Consider the following 23430-nt stretch of genomic DNA (forward strand, 5'->3'; position numbering starts at 1 on the left):
TGTGTATAATTTAGTAGGCACTACTTACTAATTTCCTCAGCAGCCCAATATGTATCCTCTTCTGCTTTGTATATCTTGAATTGGACATCATATCCCTCAGGAACATAAATCACAATCGGTAATTTACCGTTATAACGCACAATTTCGGGTTGAGCCGTTACGAAAAGATTCCTCTTCTCCGCATCAGGACAACCCATCATCGTAGAAGTTACTTGACCATTTGTTTTGAACACATAATAGTTGTATCCCCAACCTTGTAGATCTTTAGTCTCCAAAGTACCTTGCAAATTAAAGAAGTTACAGCCATCTACTTCCATCCATTTGCCTACCGAAAATTCTATCTTCTTTTTATTATCCTTATCTGAGTGGGGGACTTCAATTACTACTTTTTTATATCCTGCCTCAGGCTTTGGAAATATAGATAGATCTTGTTTTGTAATCACTTGCTGCGCCATTACTTGAACTGTGAATGTGATAAATGCCACTAATAAGCCTAAAAATTTAATTCTATTCTGTTTCATAATTTCTTTCTTTTATTATAAGACGATAACAAAAGACAAAAGATTACAGTGGGCGCCCAAAATTAGTTGTTTTTAACATTATTTAACAAGTGCACTTAATTTCTTGTTACTCACCGCAGGAAATCTATACTTTGTCTACCAGCAATTTTTATTAATTTCGCTTAATGGCAAAATCAAAATCAGCATATTTCTGTCAATCCTGCGGCAATGAATCTCCGAAATGGTTGGGACAATGTCCTTCATGCAAACAGTGGAATACTTTTGTGGAAGAAATCGTCGCTCCAGCATCTTCACGCGTACCCGAATGGAGAAGTACCACGATCAGTTCATCTTCCAAAAGACAGAATAAGGCAGCCATTATTCATGAAATAGTCTATGCCGAAGAACAGCGCATCATTACGCCTGATAAAGAACTGAATCGTGTATTAGGAGGAGGAATTGTTCCTGGATCGCTCGTGTTAATTGGTGGCGAACCTGGAATAGGCAAGTCCACATTGATGTTGCAATTAGCGCTTTCTATACCGCAAATAAAGGTTTTGTACATTTCTGGAGAAGAAAGCGAACAGCAAATTAAAATGCGTGCTGAACGACTTTCACAACAGTCAAAAGCTAACTGTTACATCTTAACAGAAACTTCTACGCAAAATATATTCAAACAAGCAGAATCCGTTGAGCCGAACTTAGTCGTCATTGATTCTATCCAAACGTTACATTCGCAACAAATAGAATCTGCGCCAGGCTCTGTGTCACAAGTTCGTGAATGTACGGCTGAACTGTTACGTTATGCTAAAGAAAGTAATGTGCCTGTTTTTATTGTTGGACACATCACCAAAGATGGTTCGATAGCAGGACCAAAAGTCTTGGAACATATGGTGGATACGGTTCTTCAATTTGAAGGCGATCGTCATCACGTGTACCGCATCTTACGTGCCGTGAAGAACAGATTTGGTTCTTCGTCTGAACTTGGCATTTACGAAATGCAAGGTTCGGGATTACGCGAAGTTTCGAATCCTTCGGAAATCATGATTTCCCAACGCGAAGAACCGACAAGTGGTGTAGCAATTGCCACGATGTTAGAAGGTATTCGTCCTTTGATGATTGAAGTACAGGCTTTGGTCGGAAATTCAGCATTTGGCACACCACAACGTAGTTCTACAGGTTTTGACACCAAAAGATTGAACATGCTTTTAGCCGTTTTGGAAAAACGTTTTGGCTTTCGTTTGAGTGCACAAGATGTGTTTTTAAATATTACAGGAGGTTTACGTGTAGAAGATCCAGCGATAGATTTGGCTGTCATCGCAGCTATTATCTCTTCACAACAAGATATCGCTTTGCCAACAAATATTACTTTTGCGGGTGAAGTAGGATTATCTGGTGAAATACGTGCAGTAAACCGCATTGAGCAACGTATCGCAGAAGCCGAGAAATTGGGTTTTGAAGGAATTTTTATTCCAAAACACAATACCAAAGGACTCGACGCGAAGAAATACAATATCGCAATCCGACCAGTAGCAAAATTAGAAGATATCTTTAGGGCATTGTTTGGGTAAAAGAAAAGTGCATTTAATTAAATGCACTTTTCTTTTAATAACAGCTTGTCTTTACCTCAACACCTCTTCCAATTTCTTTTTCAAATCATCGCCGTGCAAATTGCGAGCAATAATAATTCCGTTAGGATCGACTAAGACATTTTGTGGAATAGCTTTGATACCGTAGACTCCTGCAGCGCCATTATTCCAATGTTGTAGATCAGATATATGCTTCCAAGTCAATTTATCATCTTCAATGGCTTTCTTCCACGCATTAATATCCTTGTCAAATGACACGCCTAGAATCTCAAAATTCTTGTGTTTAAAATCATTGTAAATCGCTACCAATTTTGGATTCTCTTCACGACATGGTGGACACCATGATGCCCAAAAATCCACCAATACATATTGACCTTTCAAATCTTGGAGCGAATAAACGTTTCCTGCAGGGTCAAATTGTGTAATACCAGGCGCTTTTTTTCCTACAGATGAATTTTCCAATGCTTTCAAGTACCTATCAAAAATCTTTCCTTGAGTGGATTTTCGAACTTTTTTATCCAGCTTTTTAAAATATGTACGCATTTCCTTATAATCCGGATTGTACGTATCTAGACGTTGAATAAGTTGAAGCACATTTGGATCTTTTGGATTTTCCAATATCTGCTTTATCTTTTCTTCCTTAGTCTGTGCAAATAATAATACAGGGAAAATAAATGCGAATATTAATAGTATTTTTTTCATTCCAGTGAGATTTATTGTTCAAATATAAAATAATCTACTACTTTAGTATAGTAATAAAATCAAAAATGACACAAAGTTTTCAAAGCAATTTCAAATCTAAGCTACCAAACTCTACAGTAAGTATTTTTTCAAAAATGTCGCTCCTCGCACAACAGCATCAAGCGATTAACTTATCTCAGGGATTTCCTGACTTTGATATAGATCCAAAACTAACTGCACTTGTGACTAAATATATGCAGCAAGGGTTTAATCAATATGCGCCCATGCCTGGCACTATTGAACTTCGAAAAGCGATTAGCGAGAAATATAAGCATTACTATAAAATAGCTGTGGATCCTAGCGAAGAAATTACCATCACAGCTGGAGGAACAGAAGGATTGTATTCGGTGATTGGCACTTTGATACATCCGGGCGATGAGGTCATAACTTTTGAACCCGCGTATGATTCTTACAGCCCCAGCATACAATCTTTTGGGGGCAAAGTTGTTCCAATTGAACTTTGTGCCCCGAACTTTGCTATTGATTGGAATGATGTAAAAGCAAAGATTACGGAACGTACAAAACTGATTATTATTAATAATCCCAACAACCCTACTGGAAGGATCTTGTCCCAAGATGACATCAAAGCGTTGGAAAATATAATAGAAGGAACGGGCGTTTATATTCTAAGCGATGAAGTATACGAACATTTGGTCTTTGATGGTAAACAGCATATTTCTGTACTGCAATCAGATATACTTAGACAGCGCGCATTTGTGGTGGCATCATTTGGTAAAGTGCTACATGCTACGGGTTGGAAAATGGGCTATGTCATAACAAATCCATTGTTAACCTCTGAATTTCGAAAAATCCACCAGTTCAATGTATTCTCCGTCAATACACCCATACAATATGCGGTAGCGGAATACCTGGATGATCCCCTTTATTATAGCACGTTAGCTCCATTATTTGAGCAGAAGAGAGACTTTGTAATAGAAGAGCTAAAGGCTACACCATTTAAGGTATTGCCGTGTGAAGGCACCTATTTTCTATTGGTGGATTATAGTGCAATTACCCAAGAGCAAGAATTAAATTTTGCGGAGAAACTTACCATAGAAAATAAAGTAGCTACTATTCCCGTTTCTGCGTTTTACACAAACAGTTTAAACCAGAATCTTTTACGTATTTGTTTTGCTAAAAAAGAAGGTACGCTTAAGCTCGCCTTACAAAATCTACGAAATATTTAAGTACGCAACGGATTGACTTAATATATTTTTTATCAAATATTAATTATTTGCCTTTTTATTTATTAACACGGGCTTTTTATTGTTAAATTTGCAATTCACGATTTATCATATATATACACCTCATAAATGGCAAGATTAAATTTATTAGAGGAAACACGTTTTGAAAAAGTACCCGTAAAGGTATACCCAAATCAAGACGTTGCTTCGATTCAAGTTGCAAATCGTATTGCTTCTATCATCAAAGAGAAGCAAGCTAATGGCGAAACAGCTGTTTTAGGATTAGCGACAGGTGCTACTCCGATCAAAGTGTACAAGGAGTTAGTACGTCTTCACAAAGAAGAAGGATTGAGCTTCAAAAATGTAGTTACTTTCAACTTGGATGAATATTATCCAATGCAACCTACAGCTGCTCAAAGTTATGTTGTCTTCATGAACAAAAACTTATTTGATCATGTAGATATCCCTCGCGAGAATATCAATATCCCTGATGGAACATTGGCAGAAGATCAAGTTCAAGCATTCTGCGAAGCTTACGAGCAAAAGATTTCTAATTTGGGTGGATTAGATATTCAGATTTTGGGTATTGGTCGTACTGGACACATCGGTTTCAACGAACCTGGTTCTGCACCAAACTCAGGAACGCGTATCGTAACTCTGGACGATTTGACACGTCGTGATGCCTCTCATGATTTTGGAGGTAAAGAAAATGTGCCTACCAAAGCAATCACAATGGGCGTAGGTACGATCTTCAAAGCTAGAGAGATTATCTTGATGGCTTGGAATGAGAAAAAAGCTGAAATCGTTAAGAAAGCTGTTGAAGGCGAAATCTCTTCTGATATCCCTGCTACATTCTTACAACTTTCGGACAATGTAGAATTCATCTTAGATGAAGGAGCGGCTTGTTTATTGACACGCTTTGATACACCTTGGTTAGCGCATGATGTAGAATGGACTGATAGTTTAATCAAGAAAGCGGTAGTTTGGTTATCATTAAAATTGAACAAAGCAATTTTAAAATTAACGGACGACGATTATAACAACAACGGTATGGCTAGTCTTTCGACGACGAAAGGACCAGCTTACAACATCAATATCAGAATTTTCAACGAATTACAACGTACAATCACAGGTTGGCCAGGTGGTAAACCAGGTGTTGATGATTCTAATCGTCCTGAACGTGCAGAACCAGCGCGCAAAAATGCGATCTTGTTCTCTCCACACCCTGATGATGACGTAATCTCCATGGGTGGTACGTTCATTCGCTTAGCAGATCAAGGTCACAATGTACACGTTGCTTACCAAACTTCAGGTAACAATGCGGTATGGGATGATGATGCTAGAAGATTCTTAGAATTCGCAACTGATATTACAAAAGAATTAGGCGATGATACTTCTAAATTAGAATCGTTATACAATGAATCTAATGCTTATTTCGCGAAAAAACAACCTAAAGAAATCGATCCAGAAATCATCCGCAAGGTGAAAGCTTATATCCGTAAAGGTGAAGCTATCGCTGGAGCTCGTTTCGTAGGTTTACCTGACGAGAATATTCACTTCCAAGATTTGCCGTTCTACGATCGTCAAAAATTCTCGAAAGACGTTTCTTTTGAAGACGATATCCAACAAACAATGGAGTTGATGCGACAAGTAAAACCGCATCAAGTATTTGCTGCTGGTGACTTCCACGATCCACACGGTACACACAAAGTATGTTTTGATATTATCTTAGAAGCGTTGACAAGATTGCGCGCGACTGAAGAATGGGCTAAAGATTGTTGGTTGTGGTTATACCGTGGTGCTTGGTACGAATTCCCAATGCACGAAATCGAGATGGCTGTTCCTCTTTCTCCACAAGAAGTAAAACGTAAACGTTTGGCTATCTTCAAACACCAATCACAAAAAGATCTTCCTGTATTCCCAGGTGACGATCCACGTGAATTCTGGGTGCGTGCTGAAGACAGAACTACGTACACTGCTGGACTTTACCGTCAATTAGGTTTAGCAGATTACGAAGCTATCGAAGCTTTTGTAAGATGGAAATTTGACTAATAAGTCAATTATATATAGGAAAGCCGTTCAAATAATTGAACGGCTTTTTTCTTGACGCTATATTTTCTTTTGTTTTTTTCCGATTGTTAAACTTTTTATCCGATTATTTATTTTTTCATGCTTCATCCTCCTTTACATTTGCTCTAGTTTAGAATTAGTTTAAATAAAATGAAAAAGATATATTTTGCGCTCGCAGCTTCCATGACAATCGGCACCTTAGTACATGCCCAAACTACAATAAAAGGCAAACTTGTAGACAATCAAGGGAAAGAATTACCCAATATCACGATTAAAAGCGGAAACAAACTGACCCAGTCGGATAGCAAAGGTTTGTTTCAACTGTACATTCCTCAAAAAGACGCTTTTGCTATTGACCTGTCAGGTATAGGTTATCGTCGACAAACATTACAAATAAATCCTGATGGAGAAATAACAGATTTAAAGACTATTACACTTATCAAATCGGACAACGAAATCGACCAAGTAGAAGTCTTCGGATATAACACCATAAATAATAAGAAAGTTGGTGTTGCAAAATCGGGCATTGATAACAAAGACCTGCCGCAATCTGTTCAAATTATTAACAAGCAAGTAATTTCTGACCAGCAGATTAATACATTGGGCGACGCCTTAAAAAACGCAAATGGTATAGCGCTAGGTGCAAACCGTGGTGGTGTAGGAGAGAATTTCTTCGCTAGAGGTTACAGTTTAGGCGGAAATAATATCTTCAAAAATGGTATTCGTACAAACAATGGAGGACGTATTGAAGCCAGCACATTGGAATCGGTAGAAATATTGAAAGGTTCTGCTGCTCTACTTTATGGTGGCGTGACAGGTGGTGCAGTGGTAAATTTGGTAACAAAGAAGCCTCAATTTCACACGGGTGGCGAAGTATCATTCCGATATGGCTCTTGGGATACGTACAAACCGACATTGGATATCTATGGTCCTTTGTCTAATAAAGTAGCTTTTCGATTTATTGGAACTGGCGAATCAGCCAACAGTTACCGCGATGTCGTCAAATCAGAAAGAGTATATATCAATCCTTCGGTATTGTACAAAATATCTGACCGCACGGAATTAAACTTTAATTTCGATTATCTAAAATCAGATTATACTCCAGATTTTGGAATTGGTTCTGTAGAGGGCAAAATCAATGACGCCGTGGGGAGAGGAACTTTTTTAAATGTAAATGGAGCATTCAATAAGACAAATTCGACTAACGGAAACGTATCCTTCGACCATAACTTTAATGATAATTGGAAAATTTCATTAGTGGCAGGTATTCAAAATTATCTTCGTAACTATTATGGTTCGGACAGAATCCAAGCAAATGCACAAGGTCTGGCACCGCGTGCATTAAGTAGAAGTGCTACGGAGGAATTTACTAAAAACCAACAAATAAATTTGACAGGTCATTTTAATACTGGCGGTCTTCAACATCAATTATTGTTTGGTGGAGATGCTGACCAATCTTCGACTAAAGCGTATGCTTACAATATTTTTGCAAATCTGTCAAATCCTAACACACCGAGTACAGCTTATGACCAAATTGATGTTTTCAAACTCGTAGCTGGTCGTCAAGATATTCCTCTTGCAGAAAAAAACACGTGGACCAAAACTGATATTAACAGATATGGTGCGTTTGTTCAGGATTTGATTTCCTTGACAGATAAATTCAAAGTATTAGCTGGAGTAAGGTATACTTATCAACGTACTCCTTATTCGGAGAAATACACTTATAAAACAGGATTGAAAGAGGAGGCTGTAAACAAAGATGCCAAAGGCAATGAATTAGGCGCCAAAATAGATAAAGCGTGGTCACCTAAGTTTGCCTTAATCTATCAGCCAACAGCCACATCATCCATTTATGCGAGTTATACCAATAATTTTATAACAAATAGCGGGTACGACATAAACTTCCAACCGTTAGCGCCATCGTTAGTAGACCATTATGAAGCTGGTATCAAAAATGACTTTATGCATGGGAAATTATCAGCCAACCTAACTGCATATCGCATTGATAATAATAAATTTACACAAATGGCTATTGTCACTGCTAATGGAAGTGCCAATGGTGACACTAATATGAAAGAATTCACAGGCAAGACATCGTCGGAAGGTGTTGAACTAGATGTTACCGGAAGATTGTTGCCAGGATTGGAAATATTGGGTGGTTATGCGTACAATTATATGCGCTACAAAGAAACTATGGGAATCTATTCATACACCGCTGTAGATGGCAAACAAGCTGAAGCATCGGGAAGTGAAGAAGGTGTTCGTTTGGTTGGAACGACTGCACATACTGGAAATATGACAACTTTCTATACGGTACAAGAAGGTGGTTTCAAAGGTTTCAAAATTGGTGCATCAGCCTTTTATACTGGTAAAAGAAATGCAGGATGGAACAATAGCAAAATTAACGTACGTGATGGTGTAAATAGATTAATTCCTGTTGACCCATTTACAACTATTGATTTATCCTTAGGATATGAAGCCAAGAGATTCAGCATTCTAGCTAAAGTAGCCAACATTACGGACGAGTTGAGTTATTACATTCACGAGAATTACTCGGTAAACCCAATTCCTCCACGAAATTTTATAACTACTATATCCTATAAGTTTTAGAGTAAGTCAGTAAAAACATAAAGCTTCACAAAAAATGTGAAGCTTTATGTTTTATAATATGGTGATAAAACCTTCTATATCAGCTAGAACTTGCGAGGCACTATGTGCAATTAAATAGGTGTAGCGTAGAGAGTTGGGGATAAATCCAAAATACTTCTTAAATGCTGTAGTGAAATGTGTTGAATGCTTGTAACCAGTCATGCGTGCAACATCCACAACACGATATTCTCCCGAAACAATCAACTCCTTCGCATAAGTCATCTTGCGCTCGGTAATGTAAGTAGATACTGTTTTTCCGAAATATTCTTTAAAATACTTCTTTAAATACTGCTCATTCGTACCTACTTCTTTTGCCAATTCAGCAATTGTGAAATTCTTTGATACATCGGCATCAATCATTTTCTTTGCCAACATAATCTTATCGTAATGACTTTTGACGGTGATTACCTGCTGGCTTTCATTTTCCACCATCAGACCATCAATTTGATGGGCAATGATTTCTATTAAGATTGACTGAATTTTAAGCTGAATGAGTAAAGATGGTTGATGATAAAGTTCGAGCAATTGACTCTGTAACAATTGCATCCTGTTATCACTAGAAGTCAATAATCCATCTTTAAATCGTGTGTTATTCTGTTTTAGTTTTAGGTGAAATTCTTCTATATACCCTTGAGGAATGAATATTATTAAGCCAACATTATGTTCGTAAATATTTTTCCATTCAAAAATATCTCCTTCTGATACTGGATGTATGACATTCTCGCCTCCTCGAATTACAAAAGAACTGTGATTAATAAAATATGGGCATATACAATTATCATTATTTCTAAGCAAAAGAACATTTAGAAATCCATTGAGGGGCGATGAAATATGTACAGCACCTTCTTTCTTCAACAACAAATAATGCAAATCAAGATGAAATTGCTGTAGCATATTTTGCATATGCCCAACATCTTCTCTATTATTTTCCGATTGTATAATATTATCTCCCGATTGCGTCATTTTGTTATTTAGATTAAATCTACATTTGCATCGTAATATTTATTTAGACTTGTTCTAAAGAGTGTTCGAAATTACAAGATTAATCTGATATAATGAAAAATATTTTCTTGCTAATCATTTTCTTAGTTATACAAGTTGCTGCTGTAGCTCAGCAAAATCATTTTGTAAAAGGCAAAGTACATAAAGAAAATGGTCAACCTGTTTCGCATGTCACTATTAAACTAGAAGGAACTAATCTAATCGCTGTGACAGATGAAAACGGACTTTACGAATTTAAAAATGTCCCAGCTGGAAAGTATAAAGTTGTAATCTCATCTATAGAAATAGAAAGCAAAGTCTTGCAGTTGAACGTTAATAAAAACTATCCTGACCTACATATTCATATCGACGAAAAAGGAGGATTTTCTATAGATGAAGTTCGTATAGAGCGTAAAACTGCGAAGAAAGAACTAGAAACTTCAGGATTTGCGGTAGCTGTCATCGAGACTAAAGAGGCTTCTCTCCGTAATCTTACGACAAATGAATTACTAGACAGAGCTGTAGGTGTACGAGTTCGTCAAAACGGCGGTGAAGGATCACCAATCGAATACAACTTAAACGGTATGTCGGGAAGTACTATTGGCATCTTTTTGGACGGATTAGAAATATCTACATATGGCTCTTCATTCAACCTGAATAATATTCCACCTGCCATGATTGAACGTATTGAGGTATATAAAGGTGTACTTCCTTCACATTTATCAGGCAATTATATTGGTGGAGCTATCAATGTGGTGATGAAAAAAGATGCTTCTGCTAATAATATTACCGCTGCAGTTTCTTACGGCTCATTCAATACGTACCGCGCTGATATTTCGGGCATGTATCGCAATCAGAAATCAGGCTTTACAACACGCGTATCTGGATTTTATAGTCATTCGGACAATAACTACGAAATGTGGGGTAAATTCTCTAAGTACACAACATCGGGAGGAAATACACTTAGATACAACAAAACCCGAAGACCAAATGACAAATTCGAAACTGTTGGCGGACGATTTGAGTTTGGTTTTACAGATGTGAACTGGGCTGACCAATTCTTTATTGGTTACAATGTTTCTGATTCGTACAAGGATATTCCACATGGATTGACAATGACTCGTGCATATAAAGGGCGTTTCAATGAATATCAAGCACATGTTTTAAATTTAAATTATAACAAAAGGAATCTTTTTGTTGATGGTTTATCTCTGAATGTTAATGCTGCAAGAAGTTATAGAAATACTTACCTACAGGACACTGTTAGTCAAAAATACAACTGGGCTAAAGAAGGCAGTAATTCATATGAATTAGAATTAATGCTTGCTCCACCCAATAGCCAAGGCGAGGTACTTCCCTATCCGCATGAAGTAGGACGTGGCCAACAGGGAGAGGCAGTGATTTCTGATATTGACCGTACCATCACAAATATCCGTTCAAATCTATCTTACATGCTTTACTCGGGTCACAAACTTTCTTTGAACCACAAATACGAATCTACCACTAGAGATGACAAAGATTTACTAAGACCTGATAGAAGTAAGTGGATTACTCAAAATGATGTGAGTAACAATATTTTCGCTTTAAATTATGAAGCCGAAACATTTGGCGGAAAATTAAGAACTAATTTTTTTGGGAAATATGGTATATATAATACTGTTCAAAATATTCCGGTTAGCGAAGCTAATGGACAGATGATTTACAATAACAAAAAGACCACACGTGATAATAGTGGTTTTGGAGGAACAGCGTCATATGAGGCAATTAAAAATGGTTTCTTAATTGTTTCCGCTGAAAAATCTTTTATAATGCCTACTGAGCGACACATTTTTGGTTCGCCAGAAGAGAACTTATTGCCAAATGAGAATATTTTACCCGAGTTGGCAGTCAATTACAATTTAGGCGCTCGATATACTATATCAAATGTTGAGAAACATAAACTTTCCTTATATGGAAACTTCTTTTGGAGAAATGGATATGATAAAATCATACAACAGACAAGAACGGAAGAGGTATTACCAGGACGTGAAAATCAAATAGAAGATATCCAAGTCACACAGTTCGTGAATTTAGAAAAAACACAGGCTGTAGGTTTTGAAACAGAACTAAATTATATATACGATAATAAGTTAAATGCAGTTTTCAACTTATCGAAATTCAATTCCTTATTTAAAGTAAAAAATGATGATTGGGGAAATCCTCACTCGCTCTATAATTTGCAAGTACCTAATGAGCCATTTTTTACGATGAATGCAAACGTGCAATATCGTATAAATAACCTTGTACAAAAAAAATCTGTTGTAAATGTTTATTACAACATGGGCTATGTCGCGCCATTCAAAACTATTTGGTACGATTCGGATTGGTTTACAACACCAACGCAATTCACACATGATATAGGTGTGAACTATAGATTCCCTAAATCTAATGTTATAGTCAGTCTGGATAGCAAAAACATTTTCAATTCTGAAGTATACGACAACTTCGGTGTACAAAAACCAGGAAGAGCATTTTACGTAAAATTAAACTATACAATAAATAATTTTAAATAATAAACGATGAGAAATAATATATTTAGAACACTAATCTGCGGTACTGCTGTAGCTATAGGAACTCTTACTAGCTGTGAAAAAACAAATGATGATGGGCCTAATTTTATTACAGGACCAGATTTGGGTGCAAGACAATTTATAACCTTAACAGGCGCATTTCCAGATGCTAGTGGCGAAGCTGGGAATGGAGGTACGAGAGCTTTGGCTATTTCATTAGCTGATGCGGAGAACCCAAATTTTGAAGCAAATGTCTTTGCAAATGGCTATACTTTACGTTCGCAACGTACTGCACGTGTGCAAGGTTCTCCAAACGGAAACTTCTTATACAACATACAATACACAGGTGATGATGGTGGTATTTTCAACAAATATCATGTACAAGGTGGTAAAAACTTTATTGACACACGCGAAGAAGTGAATACAGAACCTATATTAGGAAGTGCTCCTCGCTGGGTAATTGCAGCAAATGGAATTGGTGTTGGGGTATATGCTTCTGCACAAGTACAAGGAAGTTCTGAAGGTGCTGGTGCTGATTTCGTAGATGTAAAAAGTACAGCAAAAATCTTAGCATTAGATTTAGATAATCCTACAATATTACGCCAAACAGAATTTACCATTCCATTGACAGAAGCGCAAACTAAAGCTGGATATCAAATTGGACGTATTGATGTTCCTGTTTTAAATGCAGCTAAAAACAAAGTACTTATAGGTTGCAACTTAACAAAGATTGATTTATCTAAGAAATCAACAGTTAATGACAATGGAGTTCAGACTTGGGCAACAAATAATTCTGGTAGAGATTTAGGAACAGCTACTTTAGTTGTTGATTATCCAAGCCTAGCTAATCCTAAATTAATTTATTCTGGTGTTAGCAAAACAAACAACCACTCCTACCGTACAATGACACAATGGATTGGTTCTAACGGTGACATTTACCAAGCCACTGCAACTGGAGGTTCTCAAATATTAAAAATTTCATCGAGCTCGAATACCTATGATGATTCGTACAACTTTGATTTAAAAATCGCATTAGGTTCATCAGCTAATATTGCAATTAGAGCTTGGAGATTAATCAAAGACGATATTGGATTGGTATTATATACAATAACAGGTACTGATGGTGGTTACTTGGCATTAGTTGATTTGAAAGCGAAGACAGCAACAAAATTGTCTACAGAACAAGAAACTAATATCGGATTCAGCGGTCGCTCAGCAAACACAGCCACTGGTATTACTGCTTTAGTAGGTACATTTGGTCAATTCCAAAACATTGGTGTTTATGGCGACAATGTATATGTTCCGATGACTCCAAATGGATTAGACGGAAATCTTTACATCATCAACTACAAAACTAAATCAATAACAAAAGGAGCAAAATTGAAAAACCAATCAGGTAGCTTCTATATTGGAGCATATTAAGAATTTCTTTTTCCTAAAGCAAACCCCTCGATGATAAGTCGAGGGGTTTGCTTATTTAGAGCACATTTATTATTCAATTAAAAAAAATTAAATGCCAGTTGTAACAATATCTCCCTATTTTCGACATATAAGCAATTATGAACAAAAACAACGAAATAGAATTTGCAAGACTCTTGGAACAACACCAAAACATCCTGCATAAAATCTGCAAACTCTACACGTATGATATTGATTCACATAAAGATCTATTTCAAGAGATGGTTATCCAAATATGGAAAGCTTATCCAAACTTCAAGGGAGAAGCAAAGTTTACCACATGGGCTTACCGCATAGGGCTGAATACAGCAATATCACTCTATAGAAGTTCAAAGCATAGGATAACAACCGTGAATTGGGATATTTCTTTAGAAAACATCACATACGAAGATTATAATTCGGAAGAAGAGCAGCAACTTCAACAGATTTACAAAGCAGTGAAACAGTTGAGCGACATCGAAAAAGCACTGATTTACATGTATCTGGAAGATAAAGATTACGCAGAAATCGCGGAGACATTGGGGATATCAGAGGTCAATGCCCGCGTAAAAATGAACCGTATCAAAACAAAAATTAAAAACATAATTGCACAACAAGGAGGTAATAAATGAACGAATTAGATTTATTAAAAACACATTGGCAAAAAGACCAAGATTATATAAAATTTAAGAAAGAAGATATTCTCGGCATGTTGCATAAAAGCTCTTCTTCTATTGTAAAATGGATATTTATTATATGCTGTTTGGAGTTATTACTTGGAATATTATTAAATGTTGCTTTTCCAACAAAACATAATCCTAACATATACTTTAAGATTAAACAGGTACTAATTGATATAATTGGATATAGTATTCCCATTTATTTCATTTATAAGTTTTTCACCTTATTTAGAAAGATAAAAAGCATAAATAACACAAAGCTTTTATTAGAAAACATTGCTGCAGTTAGAAATAATGCAGAACTATATATCAGCTATAATTTACTTTTCTATACATTTCTTATGATTATTCAATCAATAGAAAAGCTAGTTGGAAGTAATGGAAAATATTTTGGGGATGATTTCCTTACTCATGGTTGGACTTATTTGGGTATTTTGATTTTTGGTCTATTAACTGCTATAATATTTACTAGCCTAACAATTTTATTGGCAAGATTTATATTTAAATTATACTACAAAATTATTTACGGTTTTCTATTAAAAAAACTCAATAAAAATTACGAAGAATTAGTTGCTATAGAAGCTGGAGAATAACACAATAAATCAAAAGAGTAGAAATTTAACAACATGATTAAATTTCTACTCTTTTCAATTTATAAATAAGTGCCAAGACCTAATAAAAGATGCGAACTAGAATCTATTTGTAATGTACTTATATTCAGAACAAATTTATACTCAAATTAGAAAGCATCAATTATTCTTCATTTTCTTTCATTATACGAAGAAAATTAAGACCCATTATCTTAGCTGTATCGTCCTTTTGATAACCTCTTTCTAACAATGACTTTGTCAATATCGGAAGTTTAGAAACATCTTCTAAATACTGCGGTGTAGACTCAATCCCGTCGTAATCGGATCCAATGGCAACGTGATCTATACCGACTTTGCTAACCAAATAATCAATATGATCTAATAATAAATCCAATTTTGCATCAGCCTGAAACTTCAATTCTTTAGGTAGTTTGTGATACTTTCTAGAAGCAGACATTTTTTCTGTTGGCTTACCAAAATGGTTATCATAAAGTTGATGAATTCTAGATTCAAAAGCTGTATCCAAAAATCCTGAATAAAAGTTTACACCTACCACCCCTTTATTCTCTTTAAGAGCTGCCAATTGTGCATCATCTAAATTTCGTGAGTGGGGAGTTAAAGCTGCTGCATTACTATGAGAAACTAGGATAGGCTTTGTAGAAACCTCCAATACATCATAAAATGTTTTCTTACTAACATGAGATAGATCAACCATCATTCCTAGTTCATTCATTTTACGGATGATCTCTCGCCCTTTTTCAGAAAGGCCTCGTTGCTCATTAGTAGGTTTACCATCTTCTAGTGAAGCTGCTGTAGCCCAAGACAAATTATAGTTCCAGGTCAATGTTAAATATTTCGCTCCACGTTTGTGAAGCTTCACCAGATAAGGTATACTCTCCTCGATCATATTACCTCCTTCGATACCTATAACCGCAGCGATTTTACCCTTCTTTTGGAGTTTGTATATCTCATCGACAGATTTAGCAATAGCAATTTTGCCCTTATTCTTCTTAATAACTTTTTCTAAAGCATCAATCTGATCATTGGCATGCTTGAAAGCATTGGTTTTCCATTTTTTGTCATCAGACCAAACTGCAAAAACTTGAACATCAACCCCACCCTCTATCAAACGAGGAATATCAGTATGTCCAGTTGTGAGTCTATTTGAAATATCATGTCCATCAAGAATGCTAGAAATAATCACATCATTGTGTCCATCAACCACGATAATATCCTTGTGAATCATTTTATAATCTTCCTGAGCTTTGACCATGTGTACAAAAGAACACATTGCTAAGAAATTAATGACTAAATACTTTTTCATTATTTCGCTTCGTTGATGGTTTCGTATATAGCATCTTGAATACGACTACGAATATTCAGATTCAGCAATTTCGTAGATACTTGTGGATGCACACGATTAGACAAAAAGATATAAATCAACTGATGCTTTGGATCAATCCAAATACATGTACCGGTATAGCCAGTATGTCCATATACAGATGCATTAGCCAGTTTAGATGGATATTCTTTTTTAGGATCTGGATCGAAACGGTCGAATCCTAACCCTCGTCTACTTGTTTTGGATTGATTCGATGTAAACAGATCTACTGTATTTCCTTTGAAGTATTGCGCACCACCGTATTCTCCTCGATTTAGTAACAATTGCCCATATATTGCCAGATCATTTGCGGAGGCAAATAAACCTGCATGTCCAGCCACACCACCTGCCATTGCAGCTCCCTGATCGTGTACAAAACCTTCTAATAATACTTTTCTGAATGCCGTATCATGTTCCGTAGGAACAATACGAGATTTATCAAAACGCGTACGCGGATTATAACCCGCAGTTTTCATCCCAATAGGTCTATACAAGATCTGCTGTACATACTCATCCATAGGAATGCTCGTGATATGCTCCGCCACTTCTTTCATTACGTACATACTGATGTCCGAATACACATAATTGCCTGTTGGTTTGACAGCCGAATTCATCATTTGCGGCCACATTACTTCCTCATAATAGTTGTTTTTCAAGTAGGAACTATCTGCCAACTGCACTTGATGTGTAGCTGATGGAAAACGCTGTACATCACCAGCTTTTAGATTTCTATAGAAAGGTATATAAGGTGTAAATCCAGCCTCATGGAGGAGCACCGTTCTTAATGTAATATCCTTTTTATTCGTAGAACGCACATCCCACAAATAACGTCCCATTGTGCTATCCAAATGGATGGCCTTAGTCTCTTGCAATTTCATTATGACAGGAGTTGTACCTGCAATTTTGCTTATCGATGCCAAATCAAAAATATCATTGACCGTTGTTTTTTGTTTTGCTTCATAGGTGTGGTTACCATAGGCCTTTTCAAAAATAACCTGTCCATTTTTAACAGCCATGACCACCAATCCAGGAGTTGCTTGTTCGCGAATAGCTTCAGCTGCAATTGCATCAATTTTTTGTGTCATCTTTGACAAATTCAATCCAGAGCCAGCTCCTTGAGAATATTGAAGACGTGTTTGAACGGTTTTCAATTTCGTGTTACCTTCTGTAATCGCTAATCCACCAAATAAACTCATCGCCAAATTACGTTGAGCCTCATCATTGAATACTGGATAAATTAACTCCGTCAACTTCCCTCCAAATAGCGATGTAGTTTGAAGTCTACTCGATTCAGAATCTAAAAATCGACACAATACCAGATTTTTATTATTCGAAACAGCTTGATTCAACAAAGCAACATTGGTGTATGCCAGCTCAGATGCTGTACCTACTACGATAATCGTATTTGCTAACTTGCCCTGCTCATTCAATTGATTAAAGTCAATTACAGAAATGTCCGCATAACGCTCTGCCTGCTCTATAAAAGTATGATATTTTGTTTTGTCTGATACAGCAATAGCAATTTTCAACTCATCCAATTTACCAAAAGGTATGGTTTGATTTTTATTGAATAAAAGTTGAGTTTTATTAGGAATAGTTTGTTTATACTGCGCTTGTACTCCAGTTGAAAGAACAAGAAAACATAATAAGAGGCTAGGTAGTTTGAATTTTATTTTCATTATAGTATCAAGGTTTCTAACGTAAATGTAATAATAAAACGCATAAAACCGCAATAAGATTTAGTAACATATTCATTTCTTTTTTTCGAAAATTTTAATTAACTTATATTTGATTTATGCCAGAAAAAGCCAACGATAAGACCATTTTTTCGCTATTGGAAGTGACCAAGAGCATACAAAAAACATTAGCAGATCGCTATAAAAGTTTGTATTGGATCAAAGCCGAGATGAATAAACTGAATCATTATAAGCATTCAGGACATTGTTATCCAGAATTGGTCGAAAAAAAAGAGGGCAAAATTGTGGCGGAGATTCGTTCCATCCTCTGGAAATCCGACTTCGAAAGAGTCAATAATTCATTTATTAAATTGTTGAATGAACCTCTTCGTGATGGCATCACGATTTTATTTCAAGCGGGTATATCCTACGATCCGTTGCATGGATTGAGTTTGCGCATAGTCGATATTGATCCAACCTTTGTCTTGGGCGAATTAGAACGGGAGAAAAAAGAAAGTATTGAAAGACTTCAACTAGAAGGACTCTTTTATGCGAATAAATCATTACCTTTCCCCGTAATCCCAAAACGATTAGCCATCATTTCTGTAGAAACAAGTAAAGGTCTTTCTGATTTTTATAAAATAATAAACAACAATCCGTGGGGATATAAAATTGAGACAACTTTATATCCAGCACTATTGCAGGGAGATAAATCTATACCTTCTATCATCAAACAACTAGCTGTTATCGCCGAAAGAACAAAAGCGTATGATGCCGTAGCCATTATCCGTGGTGGCGGCGGCGAAGTTGGTCTTTCCTCGTATAACAATTACAATTTAGCTAAAGCAATCACAATATTTCCGATTCCAGTTTTGACAGGAATTGGACACTCGACTAATGAAACTGTCAGTGAAATGGTAGCGTACAAAAATGCTATTACTCCAAGTGAATTAGCAGATTTTTTAATTCAAAAGTTTCACAATTTCGCCATCCCTCTTGACCAATTACAAAATCAATTGATTTCCTTGTCAAAAGGAAAATTTGAAACAGAAAAGTTGAAACTTCAAGACCTTGCTCTATCGCTTTCTTGGAATAGTAAGAATAAGCTGCAGTCAGAAAAACATAATATTCAAATTCAAACACAGCGACTTCAACTATTCAGCAGACAATACCTCAAGGAGCAGTATGGTGAATTGGCAAACATATTACGCTTAATAAAAATGGCAGATCCTTCTCAACTTTTGAAAAGAGGATTCTCAATAACCCGATTAAATGGTAAAGCAGTAAATTCAATACAAGATGTGAAAGTAGGCGATATCGTCGAAACAATTTTAGTAGATGGCACAATCACGAGTCAGGTAACTTCAAAAAATAAATAATCATGGAATCAAACTACACCTATATAGACGCATTCAACGAATTGCAACAAATCGTAACGGATATCGAAACTGGCGAAATCAATGTAGATGACCTTGCTTCAAAAATCAAAAGAGCTTCAGAACTCATTGCGGTATGTAAAGCTAAACTTGTGGCATCAGAAGAAGAAGTAGACAGATTATTAATGCAACTTAACGTTGAGACAGAGGATACTCTTTCAACCGACGAAGAAGAGTAATTTTACATTCAACAAGGAATTCCGATCGAATTTGCTTCACATATTGTAAAATATTCAAATTATATTTGCTTTGCTTTATTAAATTAGAAAATTACACTAGACATGAAAAACATATTCAGTTTACTTGTATTGGCGCTTGTCATATTGCAATCCAATGCACAGAAAGAACCTGTAGAAGCGAAGAGAAGAACTGTTCCTACTGCAGAATTGCAAATTAAGATGGCTGTACAAGCAGCACCAGTAGAATTTAGAGATAGTGCTAAAGTTTACGGCTATAATAGTGAAGGTGAGTTTGTAACACTAAGAGAAGGTACAAATGGCTATATCTGTTTGGCACCTAATTATAAAATGTCGGTTTATTATGCTTATTGCTATCCAGAAAGTTTGGAGCCTTTGATGGCTCGTGGTAGAGAATTAATCGCTGAAGGTAAACGCAAAGAAAGAGATAAAATTCGTGAACAAGAATTCAAAGAAGGTAAACTTTTTATTCCGCAACAACCAACTACACTTTACGGCTACTGGGGAGAAGCTAAAGATGTAAACCCAGAGACAGGCGAAATCAAAGATGCTAAACGCAGATATGTGATTTATGTTCCTTTTGCTAAAGCGGCTGATTTAGGTCTTTCGAACAAACACAATAACCTTGGCATGCCATGGCTAATGGACGAAGGAACTTACAAAGCGCATATCATGATTACTCCCCCTTTAGAAGCACACAAACATTAAAATATCATTAGATACATAGAGTAGGAAGGTAATCATTATTTGATTACCTGACCCCTCACACCACCGTACGTGCCGTTCGGCATACGGCGGTTCATTAAACATTAACAGTTTTTTTTGGGGGACTATTATATCGGTAAGATATAGTAGTCCTTCTTTCTTTAAGAATGCATTGGTAAGCGTTCGTTTCAAGATTGGGCTATTTACCGTTCGCCACGGACCTTTACGGGTATTACCCCATTGATAAGCTTTGTTAGAAGTCACCCCTAGTTTCTTAAGCTCCTTCACACGGGTCTTGATCCGTTTCCATTGGCTCCAGTAGCAGAGTCTAACACGGCTACGTGTCCACTCGTCTAGGATTTCAAATATGCTTCGCGATTCACTTAACTTGAAGTAACTACCCCATCCTTGGTTCAATCGTCGGATTTGTATCATCCGTTTCCCCATAGACACAGGGCTTCTGCGACTAGTAATCTTACGGATTGTATCCTTGTAGATACTAATACTTTTACCGTGTACACTAATGCCTTTGCTGCCCTTCTTATGGTAAAACGTAAACCCAAGTAACCGCGTGCGCCAAGGACGAGTAACAACACTCTTTTCTAAATTTACTTTCAGTTTTAGTTCCTTTTCAATGTACTTACTAATGCTTTCCATTACACGATCCCCAGCACGTTTACTTCTAACATAAATACTACAGTCGTCTGCATAGCGAACAAAACGGTGACCACGGCTTTCCAGTTCCTTATCTAGTTTATCTATAAACAAATAAACCCGTCATATTCTGACGGGTTTATTTGTTTATGGTATATGTCTTAAATCTTATGTGAATTTCCTTTGATTCTATTTTTTGTTTTCAAAGCTTCTTTCTTAATAGCCTCCGATGATTGTGATTTCAGAATATCATCACAGGCTTTCACTATTTCATCTCTTTGATACGATAAGGTAAACCATCCCATCGCTTCCAATCCTGCAACACGAAGAGCCTCTGATTCTGAATTATCTTTTGCCAACTTAATAACATTTGGAATTACATTGTGATTTCTATACAAACGTAAGGAGTTGATAGCAGACAGACGTTCCTTTTCGACTACAGACTTATCTGTTAAGTTCTGGTTCAATTCCTCTGTTTTCTTTTGATAATATTCAACATCTTTATCCAATTTATCTGCCAAATCTTTACCCCCAAACAAAGAGTTATTTTGTCTGATCACTTCATTAATTTGCCTTTTGGCTTCCGTTGGATCCATAAATTGTAAAGCCCAACGTATACGGTAAGCTACGCGTTCAGAATGCGGATCCGACACATAAAATTGAATTAAATCCTTCACAAATTCATTAGACCCAAAATCTGTCAAATCATAAATAGCACGACGACGAATATATTCATATGAATCATTTTTAGCAGCGTGCAATACATCAATATAATCTTGATTTTCGAATTGACTCAACAGTTGAAACGCTTGCATACGCGTAGATTCAAAAGCAGAATTGAAATAATATGACTTCAATATTGGTGAAACTTCTTTTTCAGACAATAATTGTGTCAATTTATCCAGAGCCAATGCTTGTAAACTCGCGTCATTCTCTTTTAATAAAGACTTCCAGTAAGAAGATTTTTTATTCAATACAGTGGCTTCATTTAATTCTTTCGCTCTATTTGATGCAAAATAAAATGTCGGATCACCTAAAATATGAGTTTCTAAATATGCAATATGCTTTAACCAATTACCTACACGGTATCCTTGTCCCAATAATCCCATCAATTCACTCGGATATAGGTCTTGTAATACCCCAATCGAATTAGCTACCGCAGCAATATTCTGATTATCAGAAAAAGGATAATATCCCGCGATATAATTGTCCAAGTGAAATGAACCAGTTAAACAAGAATTTAGGTAAACTAATTTAGCTTGTATATTTGCATTCTTGATATCACTCATCTGTACATCCATATTGATATTATAGATTGAATCCGCCTCAATAGATGCTTGATCAAATGAATCTTCAAACCATTTGTCCGACAATCCCAAAGACTTTTGAAACCCTTCCTTTACGACTTCCAGATCACGACCATCTTCTTTTGCCGCACGCATTTTACTTCGTATATAACGAGCTACATTTTGCATAGAAGGCTGTGGACTTGACACATTAGGGTACCCACTCAATAATTGCATTCTAGCGGTACCATGTCCAGTCATATAGGCAAAATCAATTCCATCACGCTTTAATTCAGAAAGCAAATTAAACTTGATAAATTCAGCTGAACGGAAATTAAGAAACTTAATAGATCCACCAGGCTGAAACAAGTTGGGAAATTGTGTTTTCAAAGCAATTGCTTCTCCCATTACGGAGTTAACAGAATTTGAATTATATCCATGACCTACTGAAACAATCATATCATCTAGAGGGAATGATTGTGATCTCAATTTGACAATTTTAGATAGATATGTCTTAATTTTCAGCGTCATATCCTCACCATCAACAACGGGCGGTTTGATACGTGCGGAATAAATGTCCATATCAATAAATTGAGGAGATTCAGCTTTTAAGCTATAATAATGATAGGATTCACGACCTTTGGCAGTATCTTGTTTCAAATAATCGAATTGTAAATCAAAATCATCGTAATAACGGTCAGAAGGAACTGAAGAGCTATCCCATCGAAAACGTTGATTCATTTTAAATGCTGATGTCAAATACTGCGCATCACGAATCATAGGCACGGGAATATTACCCACTAGAACAACACCTTCTAAAGGTGAAGATTTGTCCAGATACAATTTATGTAGTGTTTCCCTAATTTTCTCTGGCGACGTCCAATTATCTGTGATTATATATGTTCCTAAGCCATCTTTCTCGACAACTTGTCTATAAGCTTTTAGCTCAGTTTCAGCTGCTTTATACGTTTTATCATCGACAACAATAGCAAATGTAGTTTTTGATTTTATAGTAGGTTTTTCTACCTGTTGGGCAAATGACTGCAAACTTCCAACTAGGAATAATGCTCCTAGTATCAATCTCATGTTTTTCATATGTAATGCCAAAATTATATAATTAATGTG

18 protein-coding genes are annotated in these 23430 nt (G+C 36.2%); 11 read left to right on the forward strand and 7 right to left on the reverse strand.

The window, feature by feature from the left end:
• Positions 1-20: 20 nt before the first annotated feature.
• The gene (locus tag GOQ17_RS06790) at positions 21-521 is read right to left on the reverse strand and encodes an ecotin (RefSeq protein WP_159636530.1); all 501 of its coding nucleotides are present in this window, start codon (positions 519-521) and stop codon (positions 21-23) included.
• A 164-nt stretch (positions 522-685) separates the two neighbouring features.
• Here GOQ17_RS06790 and radA point away from each other — a divergent pair, with 164 nt between their 5' ends.
• Positions 686-2071 carry a DNA repair protein RadA gene (gene radA / locus GOQ17_RS06795; protein WP_159636531.1) on the forward strand — a complete coding sequence of 462 codons (1386 nt, stop codon included), beginning with the start codon at positions 686-688 and terminating at the stop codon, positions 2069-2071.
• Between the two features lie 51 nt (positions 2072-2122).
• Here radA and GOQ17_RS06800 read toward each other — a convergent pair whose 3' ends face one another.
• A complete protein-coding gene (locus GOQ17_RS06800) occupies positions 2123-2791 on the reverse strand; it encodes a TlpA family protein disulfide reductase (protein ID WP_159636533.1) in 669 nt (222 codons plus the stop codon).
• A gap of 65 nt (positions 2792-2856) precedes the next feature.
• Between GOQ17_RS06800 and GOQ17_RS06805 the strand changes: the two genes are divergently transcribed.
• From GOQ17_RS06805 to GOQ17_RS06815, 3 genes are all read left to right on the forward strand, one after another.
• Entirely contained in the window at positions 2857-4017 is a 1161-nt protein-coding gene (locus GOQ17_RS06805) for a methionine aminotransferase (protein WP_159636534.1), read from the forward strand.
• Between the two features lie 126 nt (positions 4018-4143).
• On the forward strand, positions 4144-6066 hold the full coding sequence (gene nagB, locus GOQ17_RS06810; protein WP_159636535.1) for a glucosamine-6-phosphate deaminase: 1923 nt from the start codon (positions 4144-4146) through the stop codon (positions 6064-6066).
• 168 nt (positions 6067-6234) lie between these two features.
• Positions 6235-8694 (forward strand): TonB-dependent siderophore receptor, encoded by a 2460-nt coding sequence (locus GOQ17_RS06815; protein ID WP_159636536.1) that lies wholly within the window; start codon positions 6235-6237, stop codon positions 8692-8694.
• A 51-nt stretch (positions 8695-8745) separates the two neighbouring features.
• On the opposite strand, the gene GOQ17_RS06820 is transcribed toward GOQ17_RS06815, so the two are convergent.
• Entirely contained in the window at positions 8746-9696 is a 951-nt protein-coding gene (locus GOQ17_RS06820) for a helix-turn-helix transcriptional regulator (RefSeq protein ID WP_159636537.1), read from the reverse strand.
• Between the two features lie 92 nt (positions 9697-9788).
• Here GOQ17_RS06820 and GOQ17_RS06825 point away from each other — a divergent pair, with 92 nt between their 5' ends.
• The 4 genes from GOQ17_RS06825 to GOQ17_RS06840 all read left to right on the forward strand — a co-directional run bounded on the left by GOQ17_RS06825 (position 9789) and on the right by GOQ17_RS06840 (position 14973).
• The gene (locus tag GOQ17_RS06825) at positions 9789-12266 is read left to right on the forward strand and encodes a TonB-dependent receptor (protein WP_159636539.1); all 2478 of its coding nucleotides are present in this window, start codon (positions 9789-9791) and stop codon (positions 12264-12266) included.
• A gap of 6 nt (positions 12267-12272) precedes the next feature.
• Positions 12273-13685, forward strand: coding sequence for a DUF4374 domain-containing protein (locus GOQ17_RS06830; protein WP_159636540.1), 1413 nt, complete (start codon positions 12273-12275; stop codon positions 13683-13685).
• Positions 13686-13822: 137 nt separating this feature from the next.
• Entirely contained in the window at positions 13823-14332 is a 510-nt protein-coding gene (locus GOQ17_RS06835; protein ID WP_159636541.1) for an RNA polymerase sigma factor, read from the forward strand.
• Positions 14329-14973, forward strand: coding sequence for a DUF8845 family protein (locus GOQ17_RS06840; protein WP_159636542.1), 645 nt, complete (start codon positions 14329-14331; stop codon positions 14971-14973). The genes GOQ17_RS06835 and GOQ17_RS06840 overlap by 4 nt, the downstream gene beginning before the upstream one ends.
• 160 nt (positions 14974-15133) lie before the next feature.
• Here the strand turns inward: GOQ17_RS06840 and GOQ17_RS06845 are convergent, their stop codons facing one another.
• Positions 15134-16294 (reverse strand): dipeptidase, encoded by a 1161-nt coding sequence (locus tag GOQ17_RS06845; RefSeq protein ID WP_159636543.1) that lies wholly within the window; start codon positions 16292-16294, stop codon positions 15134-15136.
• Positions 16294-18030 (reverse strand): serine hydrolase domain-containing protein, encoded by a 1737-nt coding sequence (locus GOQ17_RS06850; protein WP_159636544.1) that lies wholly within the window; start codon positions 18028-18030, stop codon positions 16294-16296. Before GOQ17_RS06850 ends, GOQ17_RS06845 begins: the two co-directional genes overlap by 1 nt.
• A 116-nt stretch (positions 18031-18146) precedes the next feature.
• Between GOQ17_RS06850 and xseA the strand changes: the two genes are divergently transcribed.
• The 3 genes from xseA to GOQ17_RS06865 all read left to right on the forward strand — a co-directional run bounded on the left by xseA (position 18147) and on the right by GOQ17_RS06865 (position 20368).
• A complete protein-coding gene (gene xseA, locus GOQ17_RS06855) occupies positions 18147-19406 on the forward strand; it encodes an exodeoxyribonuclease VII large subunit (RefSeq protein WP_159636545.1) in 1260 nt (419 codons plus the stop codon).
• Between the two features lie 2 nt (positions 19407-19408).
• Complete coding sequence (xseB, locus tag GOQ17_RS06860; RefSeq protein WP_159636546.1) at positions 19409-19642, forward strand: exodeoxyribonuclease VII small subunit; 234 nt, start codon at positions 19409-19411, stop codon at positions 19640-19642.
• Between the two features lie 102 nt (positions 19643-19744).
• Positions 19745-20368: a hypothetical protein gene (locus tag GOQ17_RS06865; RefSeq protein ID WP_159636547.1), complete on the forward strand. Its 624-nt coding sequence runs from the start codon at positions 19745-19747 to the stop codon at positions 20366-20368.
• On the opposite strand, the gene GOQ17_RS16575 is transcribed toward GOQ17_RS06865, so the two are convergent.
• Positions 20348-21133, reverse strand: coding sequence for a group II intron maturase-specific domain-containing protein (locus tag GOQ17_RS16575; RefSeq protein WP_159636548.1), 786 nt, complete (start codon positions 21131-21133; stop codon positions 20348-20350). The two genes, GOQ17_RS06865 and GOQ17_RS16575, sit on opposite strands and share 21 nt — an antisense overlap.
• 47 nt (positions 21134-21180) lie before the next feature.
• Complete coding sequence (locus GOQ17_RS06875) at positions 21181-23391, reverse strand: HEAT repeat domain-containing protein (RefSeq protein WP_236537085.1); 2211 nt, start codon at positions 23389-23391, stop codon at positions 21181-21183.
• Positions 23392-23430 lie beyond the last annotated feature (39 nt).

The sequence above is a fragment of the Sphingobacterium composti genome, assembly GCF_009829075.1.
Lineage (GTDB): Bacteria > Bacteroidota > Bacteroidia > Sphingobacteriales > Sphingobacteriaceae > Sphingobacterium > Sphingobacterium composti.